Origin of the sequence: Leifsonia sp. 21MFCrub1.1 (genome assembly GCF_900107895.1) — a bacterium.
GTDB classification, from domain to species: domain Bacteria; phylum Actinomycetota; class Actinomycetes; order Actinomycetales; family Microbacteriaceae; genus Leifsonia; species Leifsonia soli.
In genome coordinates, this window is record NZ_LT629867.1 from 2,824,114 (window position 1) to 2,838,689 (window position 14,576).

General features: G+C 71.3%; 12 protein-coding genes, 1 tRNA gene and 1 other RNA gene. 5 read left to right on the forward strand and 9 right to left on the reverse strand.

Annotated features, from left to right (window positions below; all coding sequences use genetic code 11):
• Nucleotides 1-3: 3 nt before the first annotated feature.
• The 4 genes from BLW09_RS13425 to ffs form a co-directional block, all read right to left on the reverse strand.
• A complete protein-coding gene (locus BLW09_RS13425; RefSeq protein WP_089913612.1) occupies nucleotides 4-1,206 on the reverse strand; it encodes an acetate/propionate family kinase in 1,203 nt (400 codons plus the stop codon).
• Entirely contained in the window at nucleotides 1,203-3,338 is a 2,136-nt protein-coding gene (gene pta, locus BLW09_RS13430; RefSeq protein ID WP_089913615.1) for a phosphate acetyltransferase, read from the reverse strand. Before pta ends, BLW09_RS13425 begins: the two co-directional genes overlap by 4 nt.
• 1 nt (nucleotide 3,339) lies before the next feature.
• On the reverse strand, nucleotides 3,340-4,674 hold the full coding sequence (locus tag BLW09_RS13435) for a DUF1254 domain-containing protein (protein ID WP_089913618.1): 1,335 nt from the start codon (nucleotides 4,672-4,674) through the stop codon (nucleotides 3,340-3,342).
• A gap of 114 nt (nucleotides 4,675-4,788) precedes the next feature.
• An RNA gene (ffs, locus tag BLW09_RS13440) (signal recognition particle sRNA small type) lies at nucleotides 4,789-4,885 on the reverse strand.
• Nucleotides 4,886-4,988: 103 nt separating this feature from the next.
• Here ffs and BLW09_RS13445 point away from each other — a divergent pair.
• Nucleotides 4,989-5,076: transfer RNA gene (locus tag BLW09_RS13445), tRNA-Ser, on the forward strand.
• A 194-nt stretch (nucleotides 5,077-5,270) separates the two neighbouring features.
• On the opposite strand, the gene BLW09_RS13450 is transcribed toward BLW09_RS13445, so the two are convergent.
• The 3 genes from BLW09_RS13450 to BLW09_RS13460 all read right to left on the reverse strand — a co-directional run bounded on the left by BLW09_RS13450 (nucleotide 5,271) and on the right by BLW09_RS13460 (nucleotide 8,879).
• Nucleotides 5,271-6,884 (reverse strand): outer membrane protein assembly factor BamB family protein, encoded by a 1,614-nt coding sequence (locus tag BLW09_RS13450; protein WP_089913621.1) that lies wholly within the window; start codon nucleotides 6,882-6,884, stop codon nucleotides 5,271-5,273.
• Nucleotides 6,881-7,474 carry an RNA polymerase sigma factor gene (locus tag BLW09_RS13455; RefSeq protein WP_089913624.1) on the reverse strand — a complete coding sequence of 198 codons (594 nt, stop codon included), beginning with the start codon at nucleotides 7,472-7,474 and terminating at the stop codon, nucleotides 6,881-6,883. Before BLW09_RS13455 ends, BLW09_RS13450 begins: the two co-directional genes overlap by 4 nt.
• Nucleotides 7,475-7,568: 94 nt before the next feature.
• Complete coding sequence (locus BLW09_RS13460; protein ID WP_089913626.1) at nucleotides 7,569-8,879, reverse strand: DUF445 domain-containing protein; 1,311 nt, start codon at nucleotides 8,877-8,879, stop codon at nucleotides 7,569-7,571.
• A 180-nt stretch (nucleotides 8,880-9,059) separates the two neighbouring features.
• Here BLW09_RS13460 and BLW09_RS13465 point away from each other — a divergent pair, with 180 nt between their 5' ends.
• The 4 genes from BLW09_RS13465 to BLW09_RS13480 all read left to right on the forward strand — a co-directional run bounded on the left by BLW09_RS13465 (nucleotide 9,060) and on the right by BLW09_RS13480 (nucleotide 11,885).
• Nucleotides 9,060-9,509 (forward strand): iron chaperone, encoded by a 450-nt coding sequence (locus BLW09_RS13465; RefSeq protein WP_089913628.1) that lies wholly within the window; start codon nucleotides 9,060-9,062, stop codon nucleotides 9,507-9,509.
• Between the two features lie 86 nt (nucleotides 9,510-9,595).
• Complete coding sequence (locus BLW09_RS13470; protein ID WP_231946845.1) at nucleotides 9,596-10,162, forward strand: hypothetical protein; 567 nt, start codon at nucleotides 9,596-9,598, stop codon at nucleotides 10,160-10,162.
• Between the two features lie 59 nt (nucleotides 10,163-10,221).
• On the forward strand, nucleotides 10,222-11,058 hold the full coding sequence (locus BLW09_RS13475) for a helix-turn-helix domain-containing protein (protein WP_089913630.1): 837 nt from the start codon (nucleotides 10,222-10,224) through the stop codon (nucleotides 11,056-11,058).
• The gene (locus BLW09_RS13480; RefSeq protein ID WP_089913633.1) at nucleotides 11,055-11,885 is read left to right on the forward strand and encodes an aminoglycoside phosphotransferase family protein; all 831 of its coding nucleotides are present in this window, start codon (nucleotides 11,055-11,057) and stop codon (nucleotides 11,883-11,885) included. Before BLW09_RS13475 ends, BLW09_RS13480 begins: the two co-directional genes overlap by 4 nt.
• 37 nt (nucleotides 11,886-11,922) lie before the next feature.
• Here BLW09_RS13480 and BLW09_RS13485 read toward each other — a convergent pair whose 3' ends face one another.
• The gene (locus BLW09_RS13485) at nucleotides 11,923-13,839 is read right to left on the reverse strand and encodes a helicase HerA-like domain-containing protein (protein ID WP_089913636.1); all 1,917 of its coding nucleotides are present in this window, start codon (nucleotides 13,837-13,839) and stop codon (nucleotides 11,923-11,925) included.
• Nucleotides 13,840-13,844: 5 nt separating this feature from the next.
• Nucleotides 13,845-14,567 carry a phosphatase PAP2 family protein gene (locus BLW09_RS13490; RefSeq protein WP_231946846.1) on the reverse strand — a complete coding sequence of 241 codons (723 nt, stop codon included), beginning with the start codon at nucleotides 14,565-14,567 and terminating at the stop codon, nucleotides 13,845-13,847.
• Between the last annotated feature and the right edge of the window lie 9 nt (nucleotides 14,568-14,576).

A 14,576-nucleotide genomic window follows, 5' to 3' on the forward strand; every position in this document is an offset into this window, starting at 1 on the left:
CCGTCAGCCCCCGGTCGCTCCCCGGACCGCCTCGAGTGACTGCCGGGAGATCTCGAGCTCCTCGTTCGTCGGCACGACCAGCACCGTCACGGCGGAGTCGTCCGCGGAGATGACCCGGGCCTCCCGCGATGTGCTCGCGTTGCGTTCGGGGTCGAGCCGGATGCCGAGCACCTCCAGCCCCGACAGCACCTCGGCGCGGAGCACAGCGTCGTTCTCGCCGACGCCGGCCGTGAAGGTGAGCACGTCGAGTCGCCCGAGCAGGGCGGTGTATGCGCCGATGTAGTGCTTCAGGCGGTGCACCGTCACCTGCAGCGCCAGCGCGGCTGCCTCATCCCCGCGACCGGCGGCTCGGCGCACGTCGCGCATGTCGCCGCGCCCCGAGAGGCCGAGCAGCCCGCTCCGGCGGTTCAGCAGCTCGTCCAGGTCGTCCGTCGACAGCTGCGCGCGCCGTGCGAGGTGGATGAGCACCGCAGGGTCGAGGTCGCCGGACCGGGTGCCCATGACCAGGCCCTCCAGCGGCGTCATCCCCATGGAGGTCTCCACCGAGCGCCCGCCGTCGACCGCGCACGCGGACGCCCCGTTGCCCAGGTGCAGGACGATCTGGCGCAGCTCGCCGAGCGGGCGGCCGAGGTATGCGGCAGCGGTCTCGGACACGTACTTGTGCGACGTGCCGTGGAAGCCGTACCGCCTCACGCGGTGACGGTCCGCCAGCTCGGCGTCGATCGCGTACGTGTAGGCCTCCGGCGCCAGTGTCTGGTGGAACGCGGTGTCGAACACGGCGACGTGCGGGACGTCGGGGAACGCCTTCTTCGCGGCGCGGATGCCCTCCAGGTTCGCCGGGTTGTGCAGCGGGGCGAGGTCGGAGAGGTCCTCGATGTTGATCTCGACGAGCGGCGTCACGATCGTCGGCTCGAAGAAGCGCTTGCCGCCGTGGACGACGCGATGGCCCACCGCGTCCAGCGGGTTCTCGTCGAGGCTCGGGCCCTCCGCCGCGAAAGCGTCGAGCATCGCGCGGAACCCCGCGGTGTGGTCCGGGATCTCGAGCGACCGCTCGCTCGTGCCGTTCGGGCCGCGGTGCGTCGTATGCCCGCTCGACTCGCCGATGCGCTCCACCAGGCCGGAGGCCAGCGACTCCTCGGTCTCGCTGTCGATCAGCTGGTACTTGAACGACGACGAGCCGCTGTTGACGACCAGGACGGCGCTCATGACAGCGCCGCCTGGATCGCGGTGATCGCCACGGTGTTGACGATGTCGTCGACCGTCGCCCCACGGGACAGGTCGTTGATGGGCTTCCGCAGGCCCTGCAGCACGGGGCCGATCGCGACGGCGCCCGCGCTGCGCTGCACCGCCTTGTACGTGTTGTTGCCGGTGTTGAGGTCGGGGAAGATGAACACGGTCGCCCGTCCGGCCACCTCCGATCCGGGCATCTTCGCGGCCCCGACGGCCGCATCCGCCGCGGCGTCGTACTGGATGGGACCGGCCACCGCGAGCTGCGGCGCACGCTCGCGCACCAGCTCGGTCGCGGTCCGCACCTTCTCCACGTCCGCCCCGGCGCCCGAGTCCCCGGTGGAGTACGACAGCATCGCGACGCGCGGCTCGATCCCGAACTGCTCGGCCGTGCGGGCGGACGAGATGGCGATGTCGGCGAGCTGCTCCGAGGTCGGGTCCGGGATGACGGCGCAGTCGCCGTAGACGAGAACGCGGTCGGCGAGGGCCATCAGGAACACGCTGGAGACGACCGACACCCCCGGCGTCGTCTTGATGATCTCGAAGGCCGGCCGGATGGTGTGCGCCGTCGTGTGCGCGGCGCCGGACACCATCCCGTCGGCGAGTCCGAGGTGCACCATCATCGTGCCGAAGTAGGACGTGTCCGTGATCGTGTCCGACGCCTGCTCGACCGTGATGCCCTTGTGCGCGCGCAGCCGGGCGTACTCCGTCGCGAAGCGCAGACGCAGCACGTCGTCGAAGGGGCTGAGCACCTCGGCGCCGGAGAGGTCGAGTCCCAGCTCGATCGCGCGCGACTTCACCTCGAACGGCTCGCCCAGGATGGTCAGCCGGGCCACTCCACGCGCCAGCAGGGTGTGGGCGGCGCGCAGGATGCGGTCGTCCTCCCCCTCCGGCAGGACGATGTGCTTCTTCGCCGCCCGCGCGCGCTCGATCAGGTCGTACTCGAACATGAGCGGGGTGACGACATCGTGGCGGGAGACGTTGAGACGGGCCAGCAGGGCGCTCGCGTCGACGTGCCGCTCGAACAGGGCGAGCGCCGTGTCGTACTTGCGCTGCGAGTCCGCGGCGAGCCTCCCTCGCGCGTGCGTGATCCGCACGACGGTGTCGTAGGTGTCGAGCCCCGTCCGCACGATCGGCAACGGCGAGCGCAGGCCGGCCAGCAGCCGCTCGATCGGCTCCGGCAGGTCGAACCCGCCGTTGAGGACGATGCCGGCGACGGACGGGAAGGTGCCGGAGGCGTTCGCCATGAGCACCGCCAGCAGCACCTCCGTGCGGTCGCCGGGGACGACGACGACCGCGCCGTCCACCAGCCGCGGGAGCACGTTGTTCATCGACATGCCGGCGACGACGACCCCGAGCGCCTCGCGGGTGAGCAGGCCCTCCTCCCCGGCGATCAGCGTCGCGCCGGTCTCCTCCATGATGGAGCGGATGCTCGGCGCCACCAGGAACGGGTCCTCCGGGATGGCCCACACCGGCGGCCGGTCCGCGCTGCCCGCCGCGGCCGCCGCGGCGCCGACCACAGAGCCGACGGCGGCGACGATCGGCTCCAGCATCCCGGCGTCCGCACGGTTCGCGATGACGGCGAGAAGCCCGGCGTGCTCGGCCCGCAGCTCGGCGACGGCGATCTCCGCCAGCTGGCGGAGCTCCTCCGGCGAGCGCGGGTCGGCCTGGCCGAGACGCTCGCCAAAGCCCTGTCCGATCCGTCCGCCGAGCACCAGCAGCACGGGCGCGCCCAGGTTCGCGGCGATCCGGGCGTTGTAGCCGAGCTCGGTCGGGCTGCCGACGTCCGTGTAGTCGGAGCCGAGGATGACGACCGTGTCGCACAGCGCCTCCACCGCGCGGAAGCGCTGGACGATCTCGGCGAGCGCCGCATCGGCGTCGGCGTGGACGTCCTCGTACGTCACGCCCAGGGCGTCCTCGTACGAGATGTCCGCGGTGATCCGCTGGAGCAGCAGTTCCAGCACGTAGTCGCGCTCGTCGGTGGAGCGGGCGATCGGCCGGAACACGCCGACGCGCTCGACGGAGTGGCGCAGCGACTCGAGAACGCCGAGGGCGACGGTCGACTTGCCGGTGTGCCCCTCGGCGGAGGTGATGTAGATGGAGCGCGCCACGTCAGCCGATCCGCTCGATCGCCGGGATCCGGTAGTGCCCGTCCAGCACCTCGTCGCCCGGCAGGTACAGGCGGAGGATGGGCCGGAAGCGTCCGGCAGGCGCAGGCAGCCAGTTGGCCGCCGCCTTCTCGTCGGTCGGTCGGGTGGCGCTCATCGTGATGGTCAGTCCTCCGTCGTCGTCGTACACGAGCCCGCGGGTCCTGTCGCCGACCGAGTAGCGGTCGATCGGGTTGGCGACGAGGTAGTAGTGCGGGAGGTCGTACATGGTCAGTGACCAGAAGGCGCCGACCGGCGGTGTCGGGCTGAGCCGCAGCCGGTAGACGTGCTCGCCGCTGAGCGGCTCGCCGTCGGCGTCCTCGTAGGTCATGATGTAGGCCGCTTCGTAGGCGTGGTTGCCCCACAGGCCACCCAGAGCCGCGCCGGCCCGGGTCGCGTATCGCGTCCGCGGGTCGGTCAGCTTCCATTCCGGGGAGTCGATCGCGCCCACTTCGAAGTAGTCGAGGTTGTAGTCGAAGACGTGGAGGTTGACCATCCAGTGGTCGATCAGCGTGCCGGAGGTGCGCAACGCCGACTCCAGAGCCTCCTTGCCCAGGGCGTACCCGTCGACGAGGGCCTGGCGGACGCCCTCCGGCTGCTCGGCGATCGGATACGGGCTCACCAGTCCGAGAGGCGCGTACGAGTCGAGCGCGGCGCGGTCGCGCGGCGCGGGCGGGAAGGCCTGCGACCAGACGCGCAGCTTCTCGAAGAAGTCGAGCGCCTCGCCCTGGCCGCCGTCCACGGCCGGGACTCCCTCCGGCGGGACGAGGGTCTCGTGCAGCGGGGTGAGTGTGAGCGCATCCTGCAGCGCGTGCACCGCGGGCAGGTCGTCGGCGCCGTCGACGGCCCACCGCCCGACGATCGTGGCGACGCGCGTGGGGAAGCGGACGGTCGGGAGACCTGCGGCGTCGTCGGCCCCCTCGTCGGCATCGGGCGGCAGGAGCAGGAACTCGCCGCCCCCTCCCCCGGTCGAGCGCGTGCCGATGTACGCGAAGTTGTCGGTCCAGGCGTCGACGAACTGCAGCACGAAGTAGCGGTCACCGGTGGCGGGGACGGTGAGCTTCACGGGCCCGACGCCCAGATCGACCTGGGCGATCGAATACACGGTGTCGTTGTTGATCGAGACGAACGTGTCGCCCGGCCCGGCCAGCTCGCGCGCGTGCCCGAAGGAGTTGTAGGGAGTGGGACCGACCGACCCGATGCCCGCCTCGGTGAACCGTGCGACCTGCTCCAGGTCGAACACGAGAGGGAAGCCCACGACGTATGCCTCGGTCGCCAGCTCGGTCAGCTGCTCGGTCATGCGGCACCCCGTCCATCCAGCGCTCCACGGAAGACACGGATCATTCTACAGGGCGTAGAAGCTCCGGCATTGCTGGCCACAATATACGCGGCGGCGGTGACACGCGGCTGGACACGGAAAGACTCCCCACGCACCCGCCAGAGCCCGGTTACCCTTGCTGCGTTTCCGCCCTGGGGGAGTTGGCCTGGATGGCGCCACGTGGGGAGCCGGGAACCAGTGTAGCGGGTGCGGGTGGGAGCCGTGTGCGCGAGGCCCTCCGGCGTTCGGGTAAGATACTGGGAGCCGCCGGCCGCGACAGCGGAAGGCGACGACCAGGAGAATTCGCCTAGTGGCCTATGGCGCACGCTTGGAAAGCGTGTTGGGTGCAAGCCCTCGGGGGTTCGAATCCCCCATTCTCCGCCAACTGTTCAGGATGCGCCGCCGGGTGCGCGCATAGCACCACACCGGGTGCGCGCACAACGCCACACCCGCGTCCGGTCGCTGCGCCCGGAGGTATCCGGCGCCATCGCTGCGGGCTTGTGCCCGAGCACCCGTTGGACGGCGTGACGTTCGCTCGCGGGCTGACGTTCCCGGGAGGCCGTCGCCGATCCAGCGTCTCAGCCCACCGCTGACAGCTGGTCGCCCTTCAGGCGCACCAGGTAGCCGCCCGCGAAAGACCATGAGCCCGGGTTCGCGGCGGTCGAGCTCCACAGCTTCGTCCCCGTCTGCCGGTCGAATGCGGCGAGGTCGCCACTCGGTTCGTTCGTGAACACGTAGGCGTTGTCGGGGCCAAAGAAAAGCGCCGACCCATTCGGCAGATCCGGCAGCGGGCGAGGTGCTCCCGTCGACGCTGTGAAGGTACAGGTGCCGGTGCCGTCGTGGACGACCGTCAGGGTGTCATGCTCGGGATCGAGGAAGACGTCGACGAAAGGCGAGAACCCGGCGACACGGTTCGTCAACCCGCATCGCGCCGCGGACGCGGACCAGCGTTCCGTTCCGGAGGCGGAATCCAGAATGGTCAGCTCGGAGGTGGATACAACGGCGATGAGATCGGACGCGCCCGGATAGCCCGCCACGGCACCGGCGACACCGGTCGATGTGCTGACGGCCTGGATGTCGGAACCCGGTGGGAGCTGCCGAGTCCATGTCGGCTGACCCGACCGATCGAGACCGGTCAGTTCGGTGGGCTGTCCCGTGCTGTCGTATTGAGAGATCGCCGCTGGGTGAGAGTCGGTCTGGATGAGCGCACCGACGTTCGGCCCGGGGTCGAGCCGTCCGGTCTGCAGGTCGATGAGCGCGGACTCGTAGGGCCTCCCGTCGGCACCGGGAGCGTCCAACAGGATGTCGACGGGGAGGAAGTCGGTGTCGCCCACCATCGGGTGGACCCACGCCGACTTGCCTGGGACGTCCGTCGACCACCGAGGACTCTGCGCGTCGCGGGGGTCGACCCGGATGATCGACGTGGGAGTACTCATGACGATGTCGCCCGAATCACCCGGGACGGCCTGCGCGTTGAGCAGGATGTCGGTCTTCTCGCCGGCGAAGTCCGCCAGAGTCCGACCGGTGGCAAGGTCGATGACGTCATGCGGTCCGCCTCCCAACGCCTCCTCGAAGACGAGGATCCGTCCCGACGTGCCCAGAACCAGGACGTCGACGTCGTACAGAGGCGCAGCGTGCCAGGACCATTCGCGCGTCCAGATGGCCGTGCCCTGTCGCGTGTCCACCAAAGACAGGGAGACGTGCTGCAGGTCATCGTTGCAATCCAGAGCGTCGTCGCCGACGACATGCGCCCCGACCTGAACAAGAGCGAGACCGTCGGCGATGTCGTAGACGTGGTGCTGCTCGCAGGACCGTCCCGTACCGGGGAGGTCCAGCGACCACGGAGTAGCTCCCAATCGGTTGACGTCGTGCCGCTGGATCGGCGTCGTCTGAACGGCGAGGGGCCGACCAGAGGGTGTCGACGTGGCCGTCGGCGTCGGCGTCGGGGTCGGCGTGGAGGTGATGCTCGGTGTCGGGGCCGGCGCGGGCTCCGACGGTCCGAAGTGCAGCGCGCCGCTGAGTGCCAGCGCTGCGGTTCCCCCCGCGAGGACGACGCCCGCTGCGACGAGACCGCCGACGAGAGCGAAACGGGCACGCGATGGTCGCGCCGGCGCTGTGGCGACGGTCTCGTGGAGGATTTCGCGGAGGATGGCGCTGCGCGCCGGATCGAAGACGGGGCCGGTGGCGGTCATTCTGCACCTCCTTCGAGGGCGGGCTGGATGGATTCGGAGGCGAGAGTGAGGTCGCCGAGGCGGCGCTTGGCGCGGGAGAGCCGGGATTTGATGGTCCCGACGGGGACACCGAGGGTGCGTGCCGCTTCGGCGAGCGGAAGCTCCTCCAGCACGCAGAGCGTGATCACGTTCTGATCGGCGGTCGACAGGCTGGCGAACGCGTCCCGGACGCGTCGGTCCCGTTCCTCGTTGTCGAGGTTGTCGGCGACGCCGTCAGCATGGTCAGGCTCGTGACCCGGTTCGGACATGCGGGCGAGCGCCGCGCGGTGACGGCGTCGACCGCGTTCGAGGTTGTGCACGGTGTTATTCGTGGCGACCAGCAGCCAGGCGATGATCGAGCCGTCGACAACGCGGACGGCGTCTCGGCGACGCCAGGCCTCCAGGAAGACCATGGCAGTGACGTCCTCTGCGTCGTGCGGCCGACGGACCAGCCGCAGCGCGTGACCGAAGACGCGGTCGCGATGCTTGTCGAACAGGGACGTGAACGCGTCAGGATCCCCGTCTCGCGCCCGGGACCAGGCGTCCGCCTCGTCCGATCCAACGTTGCTCATATCCCCTAGTGTCCGATCGGCCGGAAAGGTTCCATCACGTATCAGTCCCGTCCCCACCGTTTCCGCCAGTCCCCCCAGCGCTCCGGCTAGTGCATCAGAGCAGCGCCGAGACCCCCGTCGCCACGGCGTAGATCGCGAGACCGGCGAGCGCGCCGACGACCGTCCCGTTGATGCGGATGAACTGCAGGTCGCGTCCCACCTGGGTCTCGATCTTCTCGGTGGTCTCGGCCGCATCCCACGACTGCACCGTCTCGGTGATGACGTGCGAGATGTCGCTGCGGTAGCTCGTCACCAGGTGCAGCGCTGCGTCCGTCAGCCGCCGATTGAGGGATGCCCGCAGGTCGTCGTCGGCGAGGACGCGCCGGGCGACATCGGCGACGACGGCCTCCGCGCGGCGCCGCAGCTCGCCGTCCTCGTCCGAGAGCGCATCCATCGCCGCGGACCGTGCCGCCGTCCACGTGGAGGCCGCCAGCTCGCGGATGCGCGGATCGTCGAAGGCGCGACCCTTCGCCAGCTCGAGCCGGTCGATGGTCGCCTCGTCGTGCTGCAACCGATCGGCGAGCTGGGCGAGGTACTCGTCGAGCGAGCGCCGGAGGCGGTGGTCGGGGTCGTCGCGCATCTCGCGGACGAACCGGAGCGCCTCAGCGTGGAGGCGTTCGTCGATCATGCGGTCGACGAACGACGGCAACCATGACGGGAGCCGACGCGACACCACCGGCCCGAACGCCTCGGGGTTCGCCGCGAGCCACTCGTCCAGCCGGTCCAGCAGCAGATCCACGGCCTCGTGGTGACCGCCCGAGTCGAGCACCCGCGCGCCGAGCCGGCCGAGCGGCGGGCCCCAGACCGGTGCGACGACGTGCGTGCGCACGACCGCCTCCAGCGCCTCGCGCATCCGGTCGTCGTCGAGCAGGGCGACCAGCCCGGTCAGGCCGCGGAAGGACTCCGCCACCACGCGACGCGAGTTCTGCGGCTCGGTGAGCCAGTCGGCCACCGCTCCGGCCAGGTCGATGGTGCCCAGCTTGCCGGCGACGACCGCGTCGGAGAGGAAGTTGGTCTCGACGAACTCGCCGAGGCTGGCCCCGATCTCGTCCTTGCGGGTCGGGATGATCGCCGTGTGCGGGATGCGCAGGCCGAGCGGATGCCGGAAAAGCGCGGTCACGGCGAACCAGTCCGCGAGCGCTCCGACCATCGCACCCTCGGCGGCGGCGCGCACGTACCCGAGCCAGGGATAGCGGTCCTGGAGCGCGAACGCGACCGCGAACACCACGGCGGCGACGGCCAGCAAGCTCGTCGCGAGCACCTTCATCCGCCGCAGGGCCAGACGGCGTTCGGCGTCGGTGGGCAGAGCGCTCACGCGGCGCTGCACAGCGGGCGGTCGGTGTTCCGCCTGTGCCCGCCGCTGCATTCGGCGGCCATGGCGTCCTGGATGCGCACCTCGTACCTCCCCGGCCAATGTTGCGGACGGTGTCCACCGTACTCACGGTCGGCGTGGGGCGATATCTCCGACGGTACGGCGAGTGCCAGGAGCGCCAGGTGAGCAGTTTCGGAGAAGCGCTGTGCACCCGTCCCGCTCTACGGTCGAGGCATGACGAACACAACCGAGTCCTCATCCAGCTCCGCCGCTTTCACCGAGGAGGAGCGCGCCGCCATGAAGGAGCGGTCGAAAGAGGTGAAGACCGCGCGCAAGGGCAAGACGACGCGCGAGGACGACACCCGCGACCTGCTCGCCAAGATCGCCGAGCTGCCCGACCACGACCGAGCGCTGGCCGAGCGCATCCACGCGATCGTCACCGAGACGGTCCCGGACGTCTGGCCGAAGCTCTGGTACGGGCAGCCCGCCTACGCCATCGGCGGCAAGACGTTCTGCTTCTTCCAGCCGTCGTCGAAGTTCAAGACCCGCTACTCGACGCTCGGGTTCAACGATCCGGCCAAGCTCGACGACGGCACGATGTGGGCGACGGCCTTCGCCATCCTCGACCTCGGCCCGGAGGACGAACAGCGCATCCGCGACCTGGTGCGCACCGCAGCCGGGTGACCCCGCGGGACACCCGACCGCCCCGCGAACGGGTGTCCCCCAAAATGCCGCTACCGGAGCCTCCCGGATTGAGAAAGGCTCGTCTGGTGAGTGAGCAGGCCGAGGTGGGGACGGATGTGGCAGCGACCCGTGAGACCGTCCTCCGCCCGCACCGGCACCTGTTCACCCGGGGCATCGTCGCGGTGCTGGCGCTCACCACTCCGGTGTTCGCCGTCCTGTACTGGCTGACCATCCCGTCCGGCGCCTGGGTCTTCGTGCTCATCGCTCATCTCGTCGTCATCGCGGCGACGGTGGTGGGGGTCGCGTCGTTCCTCAACACGACGATCGGCTACGGGCCGGACGGCGTGCGCGAGCGCGGATTCTTCGGGCGGACCGTCCGGGTGGGCCACGGCGAGGCGGGCGCGGTGATCATGGTGCAGGTCTACGAACGCAGCACCCTCGACGTCCTGCCCCAGCTGTTCGTGGCGTCGAAGGAGGGGCGGCTGCTCATCCGGATGCGCGGCCAGTTCTGGTCGGCGGACGACATGGAGCGCGTCGCGGAAGAGCTCGACGTTCCCGTCACGCGGCCGGAGGAGCCGATGACGCACGGCCAGCTCCGCCGCGCCTGGCCGCGCCTGCTGTACTGGTTCGAACGCATCCCGCTCGGGCGCTGAACCCGTCGGCGGCGCCCGGCCGAAGCCCCACGCCCGCGGGCGCATGCCAGGATGGCAGGGTGACGCCGCGCACCGAGGTCGAGCCGCGCAGCAAGGGCCTGCTCACGCCGAGCCGCGTCGCCCCGGCGGCGACCGCGCCGCCGGTGGCGATCGCACGGCGCGCTGCGGACGGCCGCTCGGCCCTGTTCGTCCGGCACTACTGGCTCCCCCGCTGGCAGCTCGCGGACGGCGCGACCGTGCGGCAGGACGTGCTCGAGTACCCGACGGCGAATTTCGTCGTCGAGGAGCGGTCCGCCGCCCTGTACCGCGCCGGCCGGGGGCGGGGGTCCCGCACGCTGGAGGGCTCGGGATGGGCGCTCGGCGTCCTGCTCCGGCCCGGCGTCTCGCGGGCATGGGCCGGAGCGTCGATGCGCAGCGTGCCGCCGGTCCTGCCGCTCGACCGGCTGACGGTCCGGGAGGGAGCGGCCGGGATGGTCGCCTCCGTCCGCGACCGCATGGCGGACGACGACGACTCCGGCGCGATCGCGGCGTTCGAGGCCTGGCTGGACCGCCTCCCCGAACCGGATGACGACGCCCGCCTGGTCGACCGCATCGTGGCGGCGGTCGAGGAGGACCGTGAACTGCTGCGGGTCGAGCAGCTCGCCGACCGCTTCGGGCTCGGCGTCCGCCACCTGCAGCGGCTGGTCGCCGGGCACATCGGCTTCGGCCCGAAGTGGCTCATCCAGCGGTACCGATTGCAGGAGGCGGCCGCGGCACTCCGATCGAGCGAACCTCCTGCGCTCGCCGACCTCGCCGCCGAGCTGGGCTATGCCGACCAGGCGCACTTCAGCCGCGACTTCACGTCGGTCGTCGGGTCGACGCCGGGGGCGTACGCCGCCGCAGAGGGGCGCGGGTGACCGGGCCCGACGCCGCGCTGGCGCCGTGGCGCGAACGCTGGCGCCTCGAACCCGACGGCGCGGCGTTCGCCACCCCGTCGAGCGTCGTGCAGCCGGTGCGTCGCGATGCGGACCCGCTCTTCCTCAAGCTGGCCGCGTCCGGCGAAGAGCGGGCGGGCGGCGCGGTGGTCGCCTGGTGGAGCGGAGACGGTGCCGCCGCCGTCATCGAGGCGGATGCGGACGCGGTGCTCCTCGAGCGCGCGACCGGTCCGGGCGACCTCGCGGAGCTGTCGCGGTCGGGTCCGGAGGGCGACGACGAGGCGACGCGCATCCTCTGCCGGGCCGGTCGTCGTCTGCACGCAGCGGGGAAGGGCACGCGCCCGGACGGTCTGTTCGACCTCCGGCGCTGGTTCCGGGAGCTGCTGCGCCGCGAGGAGGCACCCGGCGCAGGCGACGAGCTGGACGCCGTCGCCGCGCGGGTCGCGGACGAGCTGCTGCGGCATCCCGCCGGAGACGTCGTGCTGCACGGCGACCTCCACCACGGCAACGTGCTGGACTTCGGGCCGCGCGGATGGCTCGCGATCGACCCCAAGCCGCTGCACGGCGATCCCGGTTTCGACGTCGCCAACATCCTCTGCAATCCGGATGCCGCGACCGCGCTCGCGCCGGGCCGCCTGGAGCGGACGGTCGCGGTCATCGCCGCGGAGGCGCAGCTGACGGAGGACAGGGTGCTGCGCTGGGCGCTGGCCTGGGGCGCGCTCTCGGCGGTGTGGTCGGAGCAGGACGGCGGGGAGGCGACCGCTGCTGCCGGTGTGGCGCTGCGCGCGCGGGCGCTCCTCGGGCTCTGACCCGGGCGATCCGGCCCACGGGTGTCAGACCCCCGCGTCAGCGCCGACGGCGCGTGCCGAAGATGCCCTCGACGACACCGCCCAGGATGTCTCGGGTCGCCTTCGAGCCGAGCACCTGCTCCAGCACCGTCCTCGACGAGCCGGACGACGTGCGACGGGTCGTGGACCGCGGGGAGGTCTGGCGCAGGATGCGGTCGTACTCCTTCTGCGCGGCCCGCTCCGCCGCCTCCCGCGCCTTGGCGTCGGCCTTCGCCTGCGCCTCCGCCGCCTTCTGTGCTTCTGCGGCGGCCTTCGCGGCGGCGGCGTCGGCGTCCGCCTTGGCCGCGGCGGCCGCGGCGGCGTCCAGCTTGCGTCCGAGCATCTCGCGGGCGGAGTCGCGGTCGAGCGGAGTTCCGTAGGCCGCCTGCAGCGGCGATGCGGCGATCGTCGCATCCACCTGCTGCTCGGGCGCCGGAGACATCGAGCCTCGCGGGGCGCGCAGGCGCGTCCACGCGACGGGCGTCGGCGCTCCCTTCTCGTTCATCACGGTGATGACGGCCTCGCCGGTCCCCAGCGACTGCAGCACCTGGGCGAGGTCGTAGCCGGAGGTCGGGTAGGTCGACACGGTCGCCTTCAGCGCCTTCGCGTCGTCGGGCGTGAACGCGCGGAGCTGATGCTGGACGCGCGAGCCCAGCTGAGCCAGCACGTCGGACGGCACGTCCTTCGGCGTCTGGGTGACGAAGAAGATGCCGACGCCCTTCGAGCGGATCAGGCGGACGGTCTGCGTGATCGCCGCGAGGAAGTCCTTCGACGCATCGCGGAACAGCAGGTGCGCCTCGTCGAAGAAGAACACCAGCTTCGGCTTGTCGAGGTCGCCGACCTCGGGCAGGTCGTTGAACAGGTCCGCGAGCAGCCACATCAGGAACGTGGAGAACACCGCCGGTTTGTCCTGCACGCCCGGCACCTCCAGCAGGCTCACCACGCCGGTGCCGTCCGGCGCGACGCGGAGGAACTCGGCCGTGTCGATCTCCGGCTCGCCGAAGAAGGCGTCCGCGCCCTGATCCGCGAAGGCGATCAGCTCGCGCAGGATGACACCGACGGTCGATCCGGACAGACCGCCCAGCCCCGACAGCTCCTGCTTGCCGTCGTCGCTCGCCAGGTAGGTCAGGACGGCGCGCAGGTCGGCGAGGTCGAGGAGCGGCAGGCCCGCCTGCTCGGCGTAGTGGAACACCAGGCCGAGACTCGACTCCTGCGTCTCGTTGAGGCCGAGCACCTTCGACAGCAGCAGCGGCCCGAATCCGGCGACCGTCGCGCGGATCGGGACACCGCGCCCGACGCCGCCGAGCGAGAAGAACTCGGTCGTCGCCGCGTGCGGGGTCCAGTCCTGCCCGATCCCCCTCGTGCGCTCGAGCAGCTTCTCGTTCGGTTCGCCCGGGGTCGCGACCCCGGAGAGGTCGCCCTTGATGTCGGCCGCGAACACCGGGACGCCCGCGGCCGAGAGCTGCTCGGCGAGCACCTGGAGCGTCTTGGTCTTGCCGGTGCCTGTCGCTCCGGCGATGAGCCCGTGGCGGTTGGTCATGGCGATCGGGATGCGGATGGGCACGTCCGGAAGTGGATCCCCGTTGACGAGTGCGCCGAACTCGAGCACGTCGCCGTCGAACGCGTAGCCGGCGCGGACGGCCTCGATGGATGCGGTGTCCAGCGGCCCGGATGCCGGGGTCGCTGCCGCGGGTGTGGCGTCCGCCGAGGCCGTCGGAGTGGGTGCCGCTGCGGCTGCTGATGCTGCAGCCGCTGAGGCAGCCGCCTGCGCCGCCGCAGCCGCCTCGCGCAGCGACGCGGCCTGAGCCTCCGCCGCGGCGGATGCTTCCTGTGCCCGGCGCACCGCCTCGGCGGCCTCCGCCTGCAGCCGTTCGGCCTCGTCCGCCGCCGCCCGTGCTTCCGCCTGCGCCTTCGCCAGCGCGTCCGCGTCGCTCATGCGGCTCACTCTACTGGCGCGTGCCGCCGGGCGAGCCAGAACGGATGCGGCTGCGTCGCCTCGATCGCGAGGCGATGAGCGAGTGGCGCCCAGACGATGACGGCGACGCCGGCGCCGAGCAGGAGTCCGCCGATCGTGTCGCTGATCCAGTGGGCGCCGAGGTACGTGCGGCTGACGGCCATGAGGACGGCCCACACGACGCCCGCGCACCACACCCAGACCCGCGGGAACAGGATCCCGAGCACGACCACCATCGTGGCGGCGTTCGCCGTATGCCCGGACGGGAATGAACCCGTGTCGGCGTGCACGAGGATCTCCGTCGGCCGCGCCCGGTCGACCGTGTGCTTGAGCACCTGGACGCACACGACGGACAGCACGCTCGCGATCGCGAAGAACGCGGCGCCCCAGGGTCTGCGGAACGCCAGCAGCAGCAGGAAGATCAGCACCGGGATCACGACGGATCCGATGATGCTGCCCCCGGCGTAGTTGAAGAACAGCGCCGGGCCCAGCCAGAGCGGGGAGCGGTGCTCGACGATCTCGCCCATCCACTCGGCATCGATGGCGAACGGTTCGCGCGGCCGCAGGGCGATGATCAGCCCGAGGCCCACCACGACGACGACGGCCACCGAGCCGGCGATGACGGGCCACCTCCGCGCGACGCGGGCCGCTTTGACGACGTCGTGTCCTTCGGCGTCCTCGGGCGGCGGGGCGGGGTGCGGTGCGGTCATGCGGTCAAA

Excerpts from the sequence above, each read along its gene's own strand:
- BLW09_RS13425 (WP_089913612.1), bottom strand. The coding sequence starts at position 1,206 with ATGAGCGCCGTCCTGGTCGTCAACAGCGGCTCGTCGTCGTTCAAGTAC.
- BLW09_RS13435 (WP_089913618.1), bottom strand. The coding sequence starts at position 4,674 with ATGACCGAGCAGCTGACCGAGCTGGCGACCGAGGCATACGTCGTGGGC.
- BLW09_RS13450 (WP_089913621.1), bottom strand. The coding sequence starts at position 6,884 with ATGACCGCCACCGGCCCCGTCTTCGATCCGGCGCGCAGCGCCATCCTC.
- BLW09_RS13455 (WP_089913624.1), bottom strand. The coding sequence starts at position 7,474 with ATGAGCAACGTTGGATCGGACGAGGCGGACGCCTGGTCCCGGGCGCGA.
- BLW09_RS13460 (WP_089913626.1), bottom strand. The coding sequence starts at position 8,879 with ATGCAGCGGCGGGCACAGGCGGAACACCGACCGCCCGCTGTGCAGCGC.
- BLW09_RS13465 (WP_089913628.1), top strand. The coding sequence starts at position 9,060 with ATGACGAACACAACCGAGTCCTCATCCAGCTCCGCCGCTTTCACCGAG.
- BLW09_RS13485 (WP_089913636.1), bottom strand. The coding sequence starts at position 13,839 with ATGAGCGACGCGGACGCGCTGGCGAAGGCGCAGGCGGAAGCACGGGCG.
- BLW09_RS13490 (WP_231946846.1), bottom strand. The coding sequence starts at position 14,567 with ATGACCGCACCGCACCCCGCCCCGCCGCCCGAGGACGCCGAAGGACAC.